Source organism: Humibacter ginsengiterrae, from assembly GCF_054780115.1.
Map to the genome: position 1 here is coordinate 246397 of NZ_BAAGWY010000001.1, position 16906 is coordinate 263302.

Consider the following 16906-nt stretch of genomic DNA (forward strand, 5'->3'; position numbering starts at 1 on the left):
TACGCGAGCGCGATCGGCACCCGTCAGTCCGGAATCGCCTCAGCCGCCGGCATCTGCTCGCCTCGCTCGTGCGGTGCGAACCAGGTGCCCACCGGTTCGCCGGACAAGGCTGCAGAGACCAGCCGGGTCGACGTGAGCAGCACGGCGCTTCCCGCCTCAGCCGCGTGACGTGCCGCTGAGACCTTGGTGATCGCTCCCCCGGTGCCCACACCGGCGAGCCCGGTCGATCCGATCTCGACCCCCTGCAGCTGGTCTCCGGCTGCGACGTGCCCGATGGGTTGGGCGCCCGGCTCGTGCGGAGGCCTGGTGTAGAGCGCGTCGACGTCGGAGAGCAGCACGAGCAGGTCAGCGCCGATCAAGGTGGCGACCAGCGCAGCAAGGCGGTCGTTGTCGCCGAACCGGATCTCGTGCGTCGCCACCGTGTCGTTCTCATTCACGATGGGCAGGATGCGCAGGTCGAGCAGGCGCTCCATCGCACGTCGCGCATTCGACCGGTGAGTCGGATTCTCCAGGTCACCCGCGGTGAGGAGCACCTGCCCGGCGACGATGTCGTACCGATCAAGACTGTCCTGGTACCGGTAGATCAGCACGTTCTGTCCCACCGCCGCCGCCGCCTGCTGAGTCGCGAGGTCGTTGGGGCGGCCGTTCAGCGCAAGATAGGGGATCCCGGTCGCGATCGCTCCCGACGAGACGAGCACCACCTGAACTCCACGGCTGTGCGCCGCGGCGAGAGCATCGACGAGGGGACCGATCTGGTGCGCATTCTCGCCGCTGATCGACGAGGATCCCACCTTCACGACGATGCGCCGGGCGGCAGGCACCAGCGAGCGGTCGGTGATCACCATCGGGCTACGCGTCCTCCTCGTCGTCGTGCCAGAGGCCTGCCTCGCGCTCGCGTAGGAGCTCCGCACGCGCCTCTGCCTTGGCATCCATGCGCTCGTGGTACTCCTCGCGACGCTGTCCGCGCGTCGGCCGCTGGTTCGGGTCGAGACGGGCATCGGTTCCGCGCGGGGACGTCACCAGCTCCGCTGTCGAGGTGAGCGTGGGCTCCCAGTCGAACACCACACCGTTGTCCGCACCGATCACGACCGTCGAACCGGCGACCGCTCCGGCCTTCACCAACTCGTCTTCGACGCCGAGCTTCGCTAGCCGGTCCGCAAGGAATCCCACGGCCTCGTCGTTCGCGAAGTCAGTCTGGGCGACCCAGCGCTCTGGCTTGCCGCCGAGAATGCGATACACCGGTCCATCCGATCCGCCTTCGACGCGCACCGTGAATCCGGCATCGTCGACAGCACGCGGACGGATGACGATGCGCGGCTTCGAGTCGGCGCTCGCGGCCTCGTCTTTCCTGGCATCCTCGACGACCTGGGCGAGCGCGAACGACAGCGCCCGCAGACCCTGGTGGCTCACCGTGGAGATCTCGAACACGCGGTAGCCGCGCGCCTCGAGATCGCCGCGTACGAATTCGGCGAGCTCCGCGGCATCCGGCACGTCGACCTTGTTCAGCGCGATGAGCTGCGGGCGTTCGAGCAGCGGGACCTGGCCATCCGGAACCGGATAGGCCCCGAGTTCAGCGAGGATGACGTCGAGATCGCTGATCGGGTCCCGGTCCGGCTCCAGCGTTGCGCAGTCGAGCACATGCAGAAGCGCGCTGCAGCGTTCAACGTGCCGAAGGAACTCCAGCCCGAGGCCCTTCCCCTCGCTCGCGCCCTCGATGAGGCCGGGCACGTCCGCGATCGTGTACCGCACCTCTCCGGCCTGCACGACACCGAGGTTGGGGTGCAGCGTAGTGAAGGGGTAGTCCGCGATCTTCGGTTTCGCCGCCGACAGGGCGGCGACCAAGCTGGACTTGCCCGCCGAGGGAAAGCCGACGAGCGCCACGTCCGCCACCGTCTTCAGCTCGAGAACGACGTCGCCCTCCCAGCCGGGCGTGCCGAGCAGGGCGAATCCGGGTGCCTTGCGCTTGGGTGAGGCGAGCGCGGCGTTGCCCAGACCGCCGAGACCGCCGGGCGCGACGACGAAGCGCATGCCCGGCTGGTCGAGGTCGACGAGAAGCTCGCCGGAGGCATCCTTGACGACAGTGCCGACCGGCACCGGGAGTTCGAGGTCCGCGCCCGATGCACCGCTGCGGTTGTCGCCCATGCCGAAGCCGCCGTTCTCCGACGAGCGGTGCGGATGCCTGTGGTACGCGAGCAGCGTCGTGACACCCGGATCGGTGACGAGCGCGATGTCGCCGCCGTGCCCGCCGTTGCCGCCGTCGGGACCGGCGAGCGGCTTGAACTTCTCGCGGCGCACCGACACGCAGCCGTTACCGCCGTGGCCGGCCCGCAAGTGCAGCGTCACGGTGTCGACGAACGTCGCCATGGTGCCCCTCTCCCCCGCATACGGGCCTTCATCGGATGGGATGCCCGTTCGTCTCCGAACGCGCGACCTGTGCAAACACGGATGGGCGGGCACGAGGCCCGCCCATCGGCTGTGTTCGTCACAGGAAGATCAACTGACCACCACGTTGACGACCTTGCGGCCGCCCTTGGTGCCGAACTCGACAGCGCCCGGTTCGAGCGCGAAGAGCGTGTCGTCGCCACCGCGGCCGACGTTCGCGCCCGGGTGGAAGTGCGTGCCGCGCTGACGGACGATGATCTCGCCCGCGTTCACGACCTGGCCGCCGAAGCGCTTCACGCCGAGGCGCTGCGCGTTCGAGTCGCGGCCGTTGCGAGTGGAGCTCGCTCCCTTTTTGTGTGCCATGAGTGTCTCTCCTCGCGCTGCTTACTTGATGCCGGTGACCTTGACGCGCGTGAGCTCCTGGCGGTGGCCCTGGCGCTTCTTGTAGCCGGTCTTGTTCTTGAACTTCTGGATCACGATCTTCGGGCCGCGGAGGTCTCCGAGCACCTCGGCGGTGACCTTCACCTTGGCCAGAGACTCGGCGTCGCTGGTGATCGTGTCACCGTCGACGAGGAGCACCGCGGGCAACTCCACGGTGCCGTTCTCGCTCGCCTTGACGCGGTCCATCGTCACGATGGTGCCGACCTCGACCTTCTCCTGCCGACCGCCGGCGCGCACAACTGCGTAAACCACTACTCGTACCTATCTGATGAGGGGCGCAAAGAGCCCCAGACTGACGTTGATTTTCGCTGGTCACGCCCCCAAGTGGGAGAAGGGTTCGAGCCAGAAAACGAAAGGATGCTGGCCGCGATAAGTCGACACGCACCAACGGTCGAGCTTACCAGACACCGGAAAGCCGCTCAAACCGAACGCCACCGTAGACTCGCCCGCATGGCCATCCTGATCGACACCCCGATGTGGCCGAACCACGGCACGCTGTGGTCTCATCTGGTCAGCGACGCCTCGATCGACGAGCTGCACGCGTTCGCACGCGCGAACCGCGTACCCGAGCGGGCATTCGATCTCGACCACTACGACGTTCCTGCGGAGCGCCACACCGAACTGGTCAGTGCGGGAGCGCTGCGCGTGTCGAACCGCGAACTCGTCGTGCGGCTGAGGGCAAGCGGCCTTCGCATCACACAGGCAGCGCGCCGGAAGGCGCCTCGAGCCGACTCCCACCGACACTGACATGCTCGGCGCGCGCCTCGGTAGCGGCGCCGAACCGTCAGCTCGCCTGCGAGTCGTCGTTCCGAGGTGCTACCGCACCGCCGGTCAGGCCCGCCGTCGTCACGCGCCTGCGCGACCGCCCGTGGCCGGGCTGCTTCGGCTCGGGAAGAGCATCGAGCACGGAGCCCAGGATCTCCTGCGCCTGCACCCTGTCCACTCGCGGCTTCTGCTCGGTGTGCGCGGCCACCGGGATGTCCAGGATCGACAGCGCTGATTCCGCGTCGACTCCCGAGGGCACCTTCGTCGGTTCTTCTGCAGCTGCGGGGGATGCTTCGTCGGCCCCCCGACGCGAACCGCGACCGCGATTGCCTCGGCGGCCCCGCGGGGCATCCTGTTTCTCGCCCTGCGTCAGGTCAGCCGGCTCGGATGCCGCTTCCTGCGGCTCGGCCGCGTGCTTCGGTCCCTCGACGCCCGCACCGTCGCCCTGAACCGGCTCGCTCGCGACCGATTGGGTTTGCACGGTGGCGGGCACGGCGGCAGCGGACTCGGTGACGGCGGCCGGAGCATCCGTCGAGCCGTCCTGGTGCGGGTGGAGCGTGCTGGCCGCGATCTGAGCGAGCGCGTTCTTCGCGTCATCGGTGATGGCGTGCGTGCCGGTGTGCGTGTTCGAGGCGCCGTTTCCGTTCGACGGCACCGACGAGCCACCGTTCTTGCCGCCACGTCGGCGCTCGGGAGGCTGTGGTGCTCGGTGCCGCGTGACCGGATCGTGGTGCACGATCACGCCACGGCCGGCGCAGACCTCACAGGGCTCGCTGAACGTCTCGAGCAGGCCGAGGCCGAGCTTCTTGCGCGTCATCTGCACGAGTCCGAGCGAGGTGACCTCGGCCACCTGATGCTTCGTGCGATCTCTGCTGAGGCACTCGACGAGCCGGCGCAGCACGAGGTCGCGATTCGACTCGAGCACCATGTCGATGAAGTCGACGACGATGATGCCGCCGATGTCGCGCAGCCGAAGCTGGCGCACAATCTCTTCCGCCGCCTCGAGGTTGTTCTTCGTGACGGTCTCTTCGAGGTTTCCTCCGGAGCCCACGAACTTGCCCGTGTTGACGTCGATCACGGTCATCGCCTCTGTGCGGTCGATGACGAGCGAGCCACCGGACGGCAGCCACACCTTGCGCTCGAGAGCCTTCTCTATCTGCTCGGTGATGCGGAACTCGTCGAACGCGTCACGCGATCCCTCGTAGGCCTGAACGCGATCGAGCAGGTCGGGAGCGACCTGGCGCAGGTAGCTCTCGATCGTCTGACGGGCATCGTCGCCCGCGATGATCAGCTTCTGGAAGTCCTCGTTGAAGACATCCCGGACGATCTTGATCAGCAGGTCGGGCTCGCTGTGCAGCAGCGCAGGCGCCTGCACGGTCTCGGTCTGCTTCGAGATGTCCGCCCACTGCGAGGTGAGCCGGTTGACGTCGACGGTGAGCTGTTCCTGCGTGGCGCCCTCCGCTGCCGTACGCACGATGACGCCGGTGTTCTCGGGGAGCACCTCCTTGAGGATTTTCTTGAGCCTGGCGCGCTCCGTGTCGGGCAGCTTCCGGCTGATGCCGTTCATCGAGCCGTTCGGCACATACACCAGGTAGCGGCCGGGAAGGCTGACCTGGCTCGTCAGCCGGGCGCCCTTGTGCCCGACCGGATCCTTCGTCACCTGCACCAGGACCTTGTCGCCCGGCTTGAGCGCGAGCTCGATGCGCCGGGGCTGGTTGCCCGTCTCCGCCGCCTCCCAGTCCACCTCGCCGGAGTACAGCACGGCGTTGCGGCCGCGGCCGATGTCGACGAAGGCCGCCTCCATGCTGGGCAGCACGTTCTGTACCCGGCCCAGATAGACGTTGCCGATCAGCGACGCCTCCTGGGAGCGTGCGACGTAGTGTTCGACGAGGACCCCGTCTTCGAGAACGCCGATCTGGATGCGCCCGCTCTTGGATCGCACGACCATCTGACGGTCGACGGCCTCGCGACGGGCGAGGAACTCGGCCTCCGTGATGACCGGGCGCCTCCGGCCCGCATCGCGGCCGTCACGGCGACGCTGCTTCTTGGCCTCGAGCCTGGTCGAACCCTTCACCTTCTGCGGCTCGGTGATGAGCTCGGGCTCGCGCTGCCGCTTGCCGCCCTCTTCGGCACCCTCACCGGATGCCCCGCGACGACGCGTGCGGCGCCTCGAGGTCGAAACCTCCTCGCGCTCCTGCTCCTCGTCCTGCTCCGCGGCCGGCAGCGGCGGAAGCACCGGCGGCGCCTGGAACAGCAGGGCTGTGCTCGGCAGCCCCGGCGCCTGCGCCGCGTGCGTCGTGGCTTCGGATGCGCGGGCATCCTGTGCTGCGTCGCCGGAAGCGAGCGCCTCTGCGTCACGTTGTCGGGCCGGCATACGCTTTTCGTCGTCGCCGGCGACCTGCTGCTCGGCAGCAATCGGAGCCGGCGCTGCAGCGGGCTGCTGCGTCTGCTGCCCGGCTGCTGGCACCGTCGCCGACGCGTCGTCGGTCGGTGCCGGAGCCGCCGAATCGGCCTTGGGAGCCTGCGGCGCTTCGGCCTTGCGGCCTACGCGACGTCCGCCGAAAAAGCGACTGCGTCTGCGCTGCTGTCCGCCTTCCGCGTTCCGTGCTCCCGATTCATCCCATGCATTCTGATCGTTCTCCACCATCGCTGGTGCACTCCTCGACCGCACGGCGCACGCGCGCGCCGGGTACGGCTGTACTCGTGCGGGCGGCGCTCAGAGCGCTCGTCCGCCAATCCTCGGTTCGGCGTTCGAAGGGGTGCGCGATGGATGCTGCGCTTCGTGGCGCGCGGTCCGCTGCACTCGTCTTCGTTCGCCCGTCCCTGTCTCTCGTGGTCTGCACTGTCTTCTCGCCCGGTCGCGCGCGGCCGGGCCCCCGGGCATCCGACCTTTCAGCGGTTCCCGGAAAAGCTTCTTCGTCTCTGCCCGGACGGCGTCCGGGCAGCTGTCTGCCATTATCGCACGGCCGCCGTGGAGCCCCGTTCAGGCCCGGGAAGAGCTCATTTGCCGCTCTGCCATAATGCGATGGTGTCGCTCGACTCCCCCACCGAAACCAAGCGGCCTTTCGGGCTCGCGATCTTTCTCATCGTTGCCGGCGTCATCGGATGGTTCGCCGCCTTCGCGCTCACGCTCGACAAGTTCACGCTCCTGGAGCATCCGAGCGCGCAGCTGACCTGCAACATCAACCCGCTCGTTGGGTGCGGCAAGAACCTCGATTCGTGGCAGGGGTCGGTACTCGGTTTTCCGAACCCGATCATCGGCGTGGCGTGCTGGGCCGCGCCCATCGCAGTAGGGGTCGCCATCCTCGCGGGGGCACGATTCCGCCGTTGGTTCTGGATGCTCTTCAACCTCGGAGTGCTCGGTGCGATCGTGCTCGTGATCTTCCTGATCTACTCGAGCCTCTACGACCTCTACGTGCTCTGCCCGTACTGCATGATCACGTGGACCGTGACCATCCCGACGTTCTGGGCCGTGACGTTCTACAACCTCAAAGAGGGGAACATCCCGACCAACGCTCGGGTGCGGAACTTCTTCGCCGCCGCGTACACCTGGATCCCGCTCATCACGTTCATCAGCTACGTGATCGTCGCGGTGTTCGCGCAGATCCAGGTGCAGTGGATCCCGAACGCCTTCCGCTAGCGCGCTGGCGTCGGCGGAGGCCAAGTGGGCCAGCGCCGACGCCGGCGCCGAGACGGCTGTGCTGCCTCGGTTCTAGAACCAGAGCTTGAGCTCGCTCGCAGCGCTCTCTGGCGAATCGGAGCCGTGCACGAGGTTCTGCTGCACCGGCAGGCCCCAGTCCCTGGCGAGGTCGCCGCGGATCGTCCCGGGAGCGGCGCTCGTGGGATCGGTCGCTCCTGCCAGCGTGCGGAATCCCTGGATCACGCGGTTGCCGGCGACGCGGATGGCCACGATCGGGCCGGACTCCATGAACTCCACCAGCGGCTCGTAGAACGGCTTGCCCTGGTGCTCGGCATAGTGCTGCGACAGCAGCTCGCGGTCTGCTTCCACCAGTTTGATGTCGACGAGCGCATAACCCTTCGCTTCGATCCTTCTCAGGATCTCTCCGGTCAGTCCGCGGGCCACGCCGTCGGGCTTGACGAGCACGAGGGTCTCTTCGATGGTGGTCATTCGTTCTCCTGTTCGGTGGATTCGGACTGGGATGCCCGGAAGGCCGCGCTGCGCCTGTCGAGCCGGGCGCCCGCGATCATCGCGTACGCCCAGATGGCGGTGAAGATGACGCCGACGATGAAGAGCATGCCGACGAGGAACCCGGCGGCGATCACGCCGAGCTGGATGAGCCAGCCGAGCCAGTAGCCGACACGGAATCGAAGCAGCAGGATCGCCACGATCATCAGCACGATGAACACGGCACCGCCCCCGAGCGCCTGCACGGGAGGCAGTGCGTGCAGACCGAAGACGACGAGCGCGCCGAGGAAGACGACGACGAGCTCGAAGCCGAGCACGATGGAGCCGAGGCTCTCTTGCGCCGAACGCTCTCGACGCGGGCGACGCGTGCGCGCAGGGGTGCTGCCGGTCATCGTCCTTGCTCCGTCGTACCGCGGGTATCGGCCCCGCTCATTCGGTGGACGCCTTCCACTCGCGCTCCTGCGCGAGCCCGAGAGCCTCGCCGATCAGGGCTATCGATCCGGTGACCACGACGGCGCGGCGCGGATGCGATGCCGCCCACTGCCTTGCGGCCTCGATCGCGTCGCCGAGGTCGTGGTGCGCTTCCGCGTGCTCATGCGTCCACTCCTCCACGTGGTCGGCGAGCTCTGATGACGAGGTGGAGCGCTCGGAGTGCGACTGGGTCACGAAGATGCGGGCCGCGAGCGGTGCAAGCGCGTCGACGATTCCGTGGGCATCCTTGTCGCGAAGGATGCCCAGCACGAAGGCGATTTCATCGAAGTCGAAGAACTCCGGAAGCGCTCTGGCCAGCGTGAGTGCGCCTGCCGGGTTATGGGCGGCGTCAACCAGCACTGTCGGATCCGTGCCGATGAGCTGCAGCCTGCCGGGCGAGGTCGCAGTGGCGAACGCCTCCTCGAGGAGCGGAACGCGCAAGGGTTCGCTGCCGTCGCCGAGGAAGGTCTCGACGGCCGCCACAGCCACCGCGGCGTTCTGCGCCTGGTGCGCACCGTACAGCGGAAGGAACAGGCCGGAGTAGGTGCCGGCACGACCCCGGATGGTGACCAGCTGGCCGCCGACTGCCACCGCGTCATCCTGAACATCGAAGTCGACGGGCTGAAAGGCGATGGATGCCTCGCGCAACTCGGCCGCACGCACCAGCTCGCGCGTGGCATCCTCCACCTGGGCAGCGCTCACGACGGCGGCCGACGGCTTGATGATGCCGCTCTTCGTGCGGGCGATCTCCGCGATGGTCGAGCCGAGCCGGTCTGTGTGATCGAGCGAGATCGGCGTGAAGACGGCGACCTGACCGTCGCCGACGTTCGTGGAGTCCCATTCCCCGCCCATGCCGACCTCGATCACGGCGACGTCGACCGGCGCGTCTGCGAAGCAGGCGAACGCGAGCACTGTGATGACCTCGAAGAACGTGAGGCGCTGCTCGCCCTGCTCCGCCAGCTCGGCATCGGCCATCTGCACGTACGGCGCGACGTCATCCCAATTGCGCGCAAGGGCCTCGTCGCTGATCGGTTCGCCATCGATCGTGAAGCGTTCATTGAACCGCAGCAGGTGTGGGCTGGTGAAGAGCCCGACCCGCAGGCCGTACGCCCGCAGGATGCTCTCGATGATGCGACTCGTCGACGTCTTGCCGTTGGTTCCGGTCACATGGATGATCGGATACGCGCGCTGCGGGTCTCCCAGAAGTTCGACGGCCCGCCTCGTCGGCGCGAGCCGCGGGCGCGGGCTGCCCTCGCCCAGCCGGGTGAGGAGCGTCTCGTAGACCGCGTCGGCCGCCTCGCGGTACTCGTCATCCGTCAGATCTGTCACCGAACCTTCTCCAAGCTCACCAGTAGCGCGGACCCGGCGCCGACGGGTGCGGACTCCGCCGCGTCGGCGACCGCATCGTCCACATCGACGTCGAGCTCGACGGCGAGCGTCTCGGCGCTCACCAGCTCGGCGTGCGTGCGCACGGCGTCCGCACCCGCCGTGTCCAGCACGAGCCGCAGCCGGATGCGGTCGCTCACGTCCAGTCCCGCCTGCTTGCGGCTCTCCTGCACGACACGCACGGCATCCCTGGCCAGACCCTCGGCCTCGAGCACCTCGTCGGTCGTCGTATCGAGCAGCACGAAGCCTGCACCGGGAAGCAGAGCGAGCGCGCGTCCGGTGTCGTGCGTCTCCGATGTCTCGAGTACGAGCTCGTACTCGCCATCCTGCAACGGGATGCCGCCGGCTGTGACAACGCCGTCGCTCTCGGTCCATTCGCCCTCGCGCGCCGCACGGATCGCCGCCTGCACGCTCTTGCCGAGGCGCGGTCCAGCGGCTCGCGCGTTGACGGTGAGCCGTTTGCTCACGCCGTACTCTGCGGGGCTGTTCTCCGTCAACTCGACCAATCGCACACGCTTCACGTTGAGCTCGTCGCGCAGGATGCCCTCGAACGGCTCGAGCGAGGCCGCGGCGTCCGTCACCACGGTCAGCTCGGCAAGTGGCAGGCGTACGCGCAGACCGGCTGCCTTGCGCAGCGACAACGCGACCGAGCTCACCTGCCGCACCCGGTCCATCGCCGTCACGAGCGATTCATCGGCCGGGAACGTCGATGCGTCAGGCCAGTCGGTGAGGTGCACGCTGCGCCCGCCGGTGAGGCCCTTCCAGATGCGCTCGGTGGTGAGGGGCAGCAACGGTGCAGCAACACGCGTCAGGGTCTCGAGCACCGTGTAGAGGGTGTCGAAAGCCTCCGCATTACCACCGTCGGGCGTGACGCCCTCCCAGAACCTGTCTCGGGAGCGACGCACGTACCAGTTCGTGAGCACGTCGGCGAAGTCGCGGATCTTGGCCGCCGCGAGCGTCGAGTCGAAGTTCTCGAGATCGCGGGTGACGGCATCCACCAGCTCCCTCGTCTTGGCCAGCAGATAGCGGTCGAGCACGTCGGACGAATCCGTGCGCCATCTCGCGTCATAGCCGCACGCGTTCGCGTACAGGGAGAAGAAGTACCAGGTGCTCCACAACGGAAGCAGCGCCTCGCGCACCCCCTGTCGGATGCCCTCCTCCGTGACGACCAGGTTGCCGCCGCGCAGCACGGACGACGACATGAGGAACCAGCGCATCGCGTCCGAGCCGTCACGGTCGAACACCTCGGCCACATCCGGATAGTTGCGCAGCGATTTCGACATCTTCTGGCCGTCGCTGCCGAGCACGATGCCGTGGCTGACGACCCGCTTGAACGCCGGCCGGTCGAACAGCGCGGTGCTCAGAACATGCATGAGATAGAACCAGCCACGGGTCTGCCCGATGTACTCGACGATGAAGTCGGCCGGATTGTGCGCCTCGAACCAGTCTTGGTTCTCGAACGGGTAATGCACCTGCGCGTACGGCATCGATCCGGAGTCGAACCACACGTCGAACACGTCGGGGATGCGTCGCATCGTGGAGCGTCCCGTCGGATCGTCCGGGTTCGGCCGCGTCAGCTCGTCGATGTACGGGCGATGCAGATCCGGTTCGCCGTCCGCGTTCACAGGCAGCCGCCCGAAGTCGCGCTCCAGGTCGGCGAGCGACCCGTAGACGTCGATCCGCGGATAGGCGGAGTCGTCGCTCTTCCATACCGGGATGGGCGAGCCGAAGTAGCGGTTGCGGCTCACCGACCAGTCGCGTGCACCGGAGAGCCACTTGCCGAACTGTCCGTCTTTGACGTTCTCCGGCACCCATTCGATCTGCTGGTTGAGCTCCACCATGCGGTCGCGGAACTCCGGAACCCGAACGAACCAGCTCGACACCGCCTTGTAGATCAGCGGGTTGCGGCATCGCCAGCAGTGCGGGTAGCTGTGCTCGTAGGATGCCTGCCTCAGCAGCCGCCCCATCGCCTTCAGTGCCTGCGTGAGCGGCTTGTTCGCGTCGAAGACCTGCAGCCCCGCGACATCCGTCACCTCCGGCAGGAACCGGCCGCCCTCGTCGACGGAGACGACGACCGGGATGCCGGCGGCCGCGCACACCCGCTGGTCGTCCTCGCCGTATGCGGGCGCCTGATGCACGATACCCGTGCCCTCCTCGGTGGTGACGTAGTCGTCCACGAGGATCTGCCAGGCGTTCTGCGTGCCGTACTTCTCGGCATCCGCGTAGTAGTCCCAGAGCCGGTCGTACTGCACGCCGGCCAGCTCCGCGCCTGTCACAGTGCGCGTGACCGCGGCACGGGCGTCTTCCGCCTTCTCGTAACCGAGGTCTTTCGCGTAGGAGCCGATCAGGTCGAGCGCCAGCAGGTACTCCGCCGCGAGCACCGTGACGTCGCCTCGCTCGGCGGCGCCCTCGCGCTCCACCTCCGCGTCCGGCGTGCCGTTCGGCCCGGCCGGAACGACGGCGTACTCGATCTCCGGGCCGACCGCCAGGGCCTGGTTGGTGGGCAGCGTCCACGGCGTCGTCGTCCAGGCGAGCGCACGCACGGCGGTGAGGCCAAGCGCCTCGGCCTTCTCGCCCACCAGCGGGAACGTCACGGTGACGGTCTGGTCCTGGCGCATCTTGTAGACGTCGTCGTCCATGCGGAGCTCGTGGTTGGACAAGGGCGTCTGGTCGCGCCAGCAATACGGCAGCACGCGGTAGCCCTCGTACGCGAGCCCCTTGTCGTACAGCTGCTTGAACGCCCAGAGCACCGACTCCATGAACGTGATGTCGAGCGTCTTGTAGTCGTTGTCGAAGTCCACCCAGCGCGCCTGGCGGGTGACGTATTCGCGCCACTCGCGGGTGTACTTCAGAACGGATGCCCGTGCCGCGGCATTGAACGCCGCAATGCCCATCTGCTCGATCTGGCTCTTGTCGGTGATGCCGAGCTGTCGTTCCGCTTCGAGTTCTGCGGGCAGACCGTGAGTGTCCCAGCCGAAGCGGCGATGCACCTGCTTGCCGCGCATCGTCTGGAACCGGGGGAACACATCCTTCGCATACCCGGTCAGCAGGTGGCCGTAGTGCGGGAGCCCGTTCGCGAACGGCGGGCCGTCGTAGAACACCCACTCCGGGGCGCCCTCGCGCTGGTCGACGGACGCCCGGAACGTGTCGTCGCGCTTCCAGAACGCGAGGACCTCCTCCTCGATCTGCGGAAAGCGCGGCGACGGAGTGACGCGACCGGAGGCATCCAGCTCGACGTCAGGACGATTCGAATCATCGGATCGGGGGTACGGCATGCTTCTCCTGGCAGGTGAGGACTTCTGCGCGAGGACGCCGCCGCACGTGTGAAACACGATGCGGGAGACGCGGTACCACCCCGTTTGCCGTACCCCGGCATCCATCGGCGAGGCACGACCACTCAATGACAGGCTGTGACGGGCCCACCCGCCCGGTTCTACTGGATGCTTCGGCCATGCCGCAGCGTCGTTCTTCCGGAGACTCCCCGGTGATGTCCGGATCTCAGTCGTTGCCGTCATTCTACAGGGCTGCGAGGGCCGTCCTGGTAGGGGTAACCCCCCGCGCTTTTCGGGAACCAGCCGGATAGGGCACGCCCGCCTGCTTCGCCAGGCTGAAGGCATGCCTGCACTCCGACTTCGCCGCCCACGCGCCGTCATCGCCTCGATCGGCGCCATGACGGCTGCCGTCGTCGGGCTGGCCATGCTGGCCGGACGCACGGGGAACCCTCGCGCCCGGGTCGACACCGTCGGTCAGGTCTCGTTTCAGAATCCCCTTCGTCTTCCCCCGGCAGATTCCGGCCCGCCCGGGGCCGACGGAGTCCGCCACTTCACGCTCGTCGCACAGAAGGGCACCACGACGTTCCGGAACGGCGAGTCAACGCCGACGGCGGGCTACGGCACGCCCGAGCAGCCAGGCGCATACCTGGGACCGACGATCATCGCGAACCGCGGCGATCGCATCAGGGTGCGCGTGAAGAACGAGCTCGACGAGGTGACGACGCTGCACTGGCACGGGATGCACCTGCCTGCCGCGATGGACGGCGGGCCCCACCAGCCGATCGCGCCAGGGGCGTCACGCACACCGGCCTTCACCATCGACCAACCCGCCGCCACCTTGTGGTACCACCCCCATCCGCACGGCGCGACGGAACACCAGGTCGCAGCCGGCATGGCGGGAATGGTCATCCTTCACGACGAGCAAGAACAAGCGCTCGGCCTGCCGAATGAGTATGGAATCGACGACATCCCGGTCATCGTGCAGGATGAGCACTTCGGCCGGAACGGACGATTCGCGCCAGGGGACCACGGATTCGTCGGCGCCCTGGGAGACACGCTCCTCGTCAACGGCACGGTCGGTCCTTATCTGAATGTGACAACGGATGCCGTCCGCTTGCGTCTGCTCAACGCGTCCTCCGCACGCACCTACGACTTCGGACTCGACGACCGTCGCCCGTTCGCCCTGATCGCAACCGATGGCGGCCTGCTGTCCGCGCCGGCGGCCATGTCGCACATCCGTCTGTCCCCCGGCGAACGGGCCGAGATCGTCGTGCGCATGACCCCGGGTGAGACCCTCACGCTGCGTTCCACTCCACCCGACCTCGGAATCTCCAAGGTTCTGGCCGCGCCGAACGGGGGAACCGACCGGTTCGACGTGCTTCAGCTCCGGGCCGCCGATGCTTTACGGCCGCTGGCCGAGCTCCCCTCCACCCTCGCACCCATCGAACGGCTGAAGCCGGCCCCCGGTGCACCGATCCAGCGTTTCACCCTCGATGGCCACCTCATCAACGGCCAGAAGATGGATCCGAACCGCATCGACACCACGGTGACCGCCGGGCAGGTCTCGGTGTGGGAGGTCACGAACGCCATGGACATGCCGCACAACTTCCACATCCACGACGTGCAATTCCAGGTGCTGTCCGTCGGCGGCAAAGCGCCGCCAGCCGAGCTGTCCGGATGGAAGGACACCGTCTACCTCATGCCGCATACGCCGTTGCGTCTGATCATGACGTTCCGCGATTACACGGACCGGCACATGCCATACATGTTCCACTGCCACCTGCTCGCGCACGAGGACGCGGGCATGATGGGTCAGTTCCTCGTGCTGAAACCCGGACAAAGCGCGGGATCGCCACCCCCGCTGCCGCGCGACTCCCAACAAGGAATGAACCATGAGCACTGAGACGATGAGCACTGAGACGATGAGCACTGAGACTACCGACCAGACTGTGAGCATGGCAGCAAGCACGCCGGGCGTCGTTCCCGTCCAGCGTCCGTATGACCGGCGCGGAGGGTTCTGGGCGTTCTACGGCCGCCTCTGGGCGCGGATGCCTGGCGAGGCCGGCGTCTTGTTCATCGCCTTCCCGATCGCCGTGGTCGCAACATCCGTGCTGTGGCCGCTGTTCTTCACGGGCGTGGGAATGCTCGTGCTGATCCTCGGGTTCTTCCTCGTGCTCGCGGCCCTGTACGTTGCGCGCGGCTTCGGCGGTGCGACGCTGACGCTCCTCGAGGCAACGGGCCAGCCGCATATCCCCAGGCCGGTCTGGAACCGCAAGGTCGGCACCGGCTTCTTGGGCCGCGTGTTCGGACCGTTCGCCAACGGTCACTCGTGGCTGTATCTGCTGTACGCCATGGTGGTGCAGATCGCACTCTCCACCGTGACGTGGGGAATCCTCATCGCCTGGGTATCCATGTCGTTCGGTGGCGTGACCTACTGGATCTGGGGCGGATTCATCCCCCACCAGGGGCAGAGTGTGTGGATCTCGCAGGTCATCTGGGAATGGGTGACCCGGTCGTCCGCGACCTTCGACCCGCTGACCGGTGACATGGTGTTGTATGCCGTGGCCGGCGTCATCTTCCTCTTCACGCTCCCGTTCGTCACGCGCGGCCTCGTGAGCCTGCACTGGCTGGTGGCACGCGGGTTCCTCGGCTCATGGCCCAGTGACCGACTTCGCCGCGAGGTGAGCGAGCTCTCCCAGTCGCGCGCGGCGGCCGTTGCGGCCGAGGACCGGGAGCTCCGACGGTTGGAGCGAGACATCCACGACGGGCCCCAGCAGCAGCTGATCCGCCTCCGTATGGACATCGCCGCCGCTCAGCGCCGCCTCAACGACGACCCTGATGCGACGAACAGCCTGCTGGAGGAGGCAGGGGCACGCGCCCAAGACGCACTCGACGAGTTGCGCGCGCTCTCGCGCGGATTCGCTCCTCCCATACTTCAGGACCGCGGGCTGGGCGCGGCGCTCGACTCCCTTGCGGCACGAAGCGTCGTTCCCGTCACGGTGGTCAATGAGCTCGGCGAGCGCCCCGTTCCCTCCGAGGTCGAACGCAACATCTACTTCGTGGCGGCCGAATTGCTCACGAACGTGGCCAAACACGCGAGCGCCGGCTCGGCGCGGCTCCAGGTGAGCATGGATGACGGCAGCCTTGTGCTCAGCGTCGCCGACGACGGACGAGGCGGGGCGACCGAAGCCGCGGGTCACGGATTGGCCGGGATCCGGGAACGGGTCACAGCGATGCGTGGCACCACGCAGTTCACGTCAGGCCCGGCAGGCACGACAGCAAGGATCTCCGTGCCGTTATCGTGAGAGCGTGACCGGGCCCCTTCGAGTGATGCTGGCCGACGATTCCGTACTCCTGAGGGAAGGACTCGTGCGAGTACTCGAGGAGGCGGGCTTCGACACCGTCGGGGCGTTCGGTGACGCCGACTCCCTGCTCGCAGCAGCGCGCGCGACACCCTTCGACGTAGCCGTGCTCGATGTGCGTATGCCGCCCACGTTTCGCGATGAGGGTGTGCGCGCCGCTCTGGAACTGCATCGCAGTCATCCCTCGTGCGGCGTGCTGTTGCTCAGTCAGTACGTCGAGACGACGTACGCGCGGGAACTGCTCGGAGGCGGTGCCGGCGGCATGGGATACCTGCTCAAGGACAGGGTGGCGAGCCTGGACGAACTCGCGGATGCCGTGACACGCGTCGCCACGGGCGGCACCGTGCTCGACCCCGAGGTCGTCGCTCAGCTCGTGGGACGACGGGCCGATCCGCTGTCGGCCCTCACCCCGCGCGAACGGGAGACCCTCCAGCTCATGGCGGAGGGCCGCACCAACGCAGCCATCGCCGAGCGGCTGCACATCGGCATAGGCGCTGTAGAGAAGAACGTGACCGCTATCTTCGCCAAGCTCGGTCTCGAGGACTCGGGCGCCGATCACCGCAGGGTGCTCGCCGTTCTGACCTGGCTCGATATCGGAGGCTGACGGCCGCCCCTGAGAGGTGGTGCACAACTTCGGCGTCCTGACCCTGGAGGAAACATTCGCCACCGTCCCGTGCGCA

The 16906-nt window shown here is 67.5% G+C and carries 14 protein-coding genes; 5 read left to right on the forward strand and 9 right to left on the reverse strand.

All coding sequences use genetic code 11. From position 1 onward, the window contains the following. Nucleotides 1–23: 23 nt before the first annotated feature. The 4 genes from proB to rplU form a co-directional block, all read right to left on the reverse strand. Nucleotides 24–845 carry a glutamate 5-kinase gene (gene proB / locus ACYVII_RS01245; protein WP_460529744.1) on the reverse strand — a complete coding sequence of 274 codons (822 nt, stop codon included), beginning with the start codon at nucleotides 843–845 and terminating at the stop codon, nucleotides 24–26. Between the two features lie 4 nt (nucleotides 846–849). Further along, nucleotides 850–2364 carry a GTPase Obg gene (obgE, locus tag ACYVII_RS01250; protein ID WP_460529747.1) on the reverse strand — a complete coding sequence of 505 codons (1515 nt, stop codon included), beginning with the start codon at nucleotides 2362–2364 and terminating at the stop codon, nucleotides 850–852. Between the two features lie 129 nt (nucleotides 2365–2493). Beyond that, nucleotides 2494–2745: a bL27 family ribosomal protein gene (gene rpmA / locus ACYVII_RS01255; RefSeq protein WP_460529750.1), complete on the reverse strand. Its 252-nt coding sequence runs from the start codon at nucleotides 2743–2745 to the stop codon at nucleotides 2494–2496. 21 nt (nucleotides 2746–2766) lie between these two features. Continuing rightward, nucleotides 2767–3075 (reverse strand): large ribosomal subunit protein bL21, encoded by a 309-nt coding sequence (rplU, locus tag ACYVII_RS01260; RefSeq protein WP_460529753.1) that lies wholly within the window; start codon nucleotides 3073–3075, stop codon nucleotides 2767–2769. A gap of 198 nt (nucleotides 3076–3273) precedes the next feature. Here rplU and ACYVII_RS01265 point away from each other — a divergent pair, with 198 nt between their 5' ends. Next, a complete protein-coding gene (locus ACYVII_RS01265) occupies nucleotides 3274–3570 on the forward strand; it encodes a DUF4031 domain-containing protein (protein WP_460529756.1) in 297 nt (98 codons plus the stop codon). Nucleotides 3571–3607: 37 nt separating this feature from the next. On the opposite strand, the gene ACYVII_RS01270 is transcribed toward ACYVII_RS01265, so the two are convergent. Continuing rightward, complete coding sequence (locus ACYVII_RS01270) at nucleotides 3608–6235, reverse strand: Rne/Rng family ribonuclease (protein ID WP_460529759.1); 2628 nt, start codon at nucleotides 6233–6235, stop codon at nucleotides 3608–3610. A gap of 381 nt (nucleotides 6236–6616) precedes the next feature. Between ACYVII_RS01270 and ACYVII_RS01275 the strand changes: the two genes are divergently transcribed. Next, complete coding sequence (locus ACYVII_RS01275) at nucleotides 6617–7228, forward strand: vitamin K epoxide reductase family protein (protein ID WP_460529762.1); 612 nt, start codon at nucleotides 6617–6619, stop codon at nucleotides 7226–7228. 72 nt (nucleotides 7229–7300) lie between these two features. Here the strand turns inward: ACYVII_RS01275 and ndk are convergent, their stop codons facing one another. From ndk to ileS, 4 genes are read right to left on the reverse strand one after another with little or no spacing between them, the layout of a single operon-like run. Beyond that, nucleotides 7301–7717 (reverse strand): nucleoside-diphosphate kinase, encoded by a 417-nt coding sequence (gene ndk / locus ACYVII_RS01280; RefSeq protein ID WP_460529765.1) that lies wholly within the window; start codon nucleotides 7715–7717, stop codon nucleotides 7301–7303. Continuing rightward, the gene (locus ACYVII_RS01285; protein WP_460529768.1) at nucleotides 7714–8127 is read right to left on the reverse strand and encodes a DUF4233 domain-containing protein; all 414 of its coding nucleotides are present in this window, start codon (nucleotides 8125–8127) and stop codon (nucleotides 7714–7716) included. Before ACYVII_RS01285 ends, ndk begins: the two co-directional genes overlap by 4 nt. Nucleotides 8128–8164: 37 nt before the next feature. Further along, nucleotides 8165–9526 carry a bifunctional folylpolyglutamate synthase/dihydrofolate synthase gene (locus tag ACYVII_RS01290; RefSeq protein WP_460530514.1) on the reverse strand — a complete coding sequence of 454 codons (1362 nt, stop codon included), beginning with the start codon at nucleotides 9524–9526 and terminating at the stop codon, nucleotides 8165–8167. Nucleotides 9527–9531: 5 nt separating this feature from the next. Beyond that, on the reverse strand, nucleotides 9532–12867 hold the full coding sequence (gene ileS / locus ACYVII_RS01295; RefSeq protein ID WP_460529771.1) for an isoleucine--tRNA ligase: 3336 nt from the start codon (nucleotides 12865–12867) through the stop codon (nucleotides 9532–9534). A 340-nt stretch (nucleotides 12868–13207) separates the two neighbouring features. Here ileS and ACYVII_RS01300 point away from each other — a divergent pair, with 340 nt between their 5' ends. From ACYVII_RS01300 to ACYVII_RS01310, 3 genes are read left to right on the forward strand one after another with little or no spacing between them, the layout of a single operon-like run. After that, nucleotides 13208–14767, forward strand: coding sequence for a multicopper oxidase family protein (locus tag ACYVII_RS01300; RefSeq protein WP_460529774.1), 1560 nt, complete (start codon nucleotides 13208–13210; stop codon nucleotides 14765–14767). 52 nt (nucleotides 14768–14819) lie between these two features. Beyond that, nucleotides 14820–16169, forward strand: a complete 1350-nt coding sequence (locus tag ACYVII_RS01305; protein WP_460529777.1) for a sensor histidine kinase — start codon at nucleotides 14820–14822, stop codon at nucleotides 16167–16169. A gap of 25 nt (nucleotides 16170–16194) precedes the next feature. Further along, nucleotides 16195–16830, forward strand: coding sequence for a response regulator transcription factor (locus ACYVII_RS01310; RefSeq protein ID WP_460530517.1), 636 nt, complete (start codon nucleotides 16195–16197; stop codon nucleotides 16828–16830). Nucleotides 16831–16906: the final 76 nt, after the last annotated feature.

Excerpts from the sequence above, each read along its gene's own strand:
- proB (WP_460529744.1), bottom strand. The coding sequence starts at position 845 with ATGGTGATCACCGACCGCTCGCTGGTGCCTGCCGCCCGGCGCATCGTC.
- obgE (WP_460529747.1), bottom strand. The coding sequence starts at position 2,364 with ATGGCGACGTTCGTCGACACCGTGACGCTGCACTTGCGGGCCGGCCAC.
- rpmA (WP_460529750.1), bottom strand. The coding sequence starts at position 2,745 with ATGGCACACAAAAAGGGAGCGAGCTCCACTCGCAACGGCCGCGACTCG.
- ACYVII_RS01265 (WP_460529756.1), top strand. The coding sequence starts at position 3,274 with ATGGCCATCCTGATCGACACCCCGATGTGGCCGAACCACGGCACGCTG.
- ACYVII_RS01270 (WP_460529759.1), bottom strand. The coding sequence starts at position 6,235 with ATGGTGGAGAACGATCAGAATGCATGGGATGAATCGGGAGCACGGAAC.
- ndk (WP_460529765.1), bottom strand. The coding sequence starts at position 7,717 with ATGACCACCATCGAAGAGACCCTCGTGCTCGTCAAGCCCGACGGCGTG.
- ACYVII_RS01285 (WP_460529768.1), bottom strand. The coding sequence starts at position 8,127 with ATGACCGGCAGCACCCCTGCGCGCACGCGTCGCCCGCGTCGAGAGCGT.
- ileS (WP_460529771.1), bottom strand. The coding sequence starts at position 12,867 with ATGCCGTACCCCCGATCCGATGATTCGAATCGTCCTGACGTCGAGCTG.
- ACYVII_RS01300 (WP_460529774.1), top strand. The coding sequence starts at position 13,208 with ATGCCTGCACTCCGACTTCGCCGCCCACGCGCCGTCATCGCCTCGATC.
- ACYVII_RS01305 (WP_460529777.1), top strand. The coding sequence starts at position 14,820 with ATGGCAGCAAGCACGCCGGGCGTCGTTCCCGTCCAGCGTCCGTATGAC.
- ACYVII_RS01310 (WP_460530517.1), top strand. The coding sequence starts at position 16,195 with ATGCTGGCCGACGATTCCGTACTCCTGAGGGAAGGACTCGTGCGAGTA.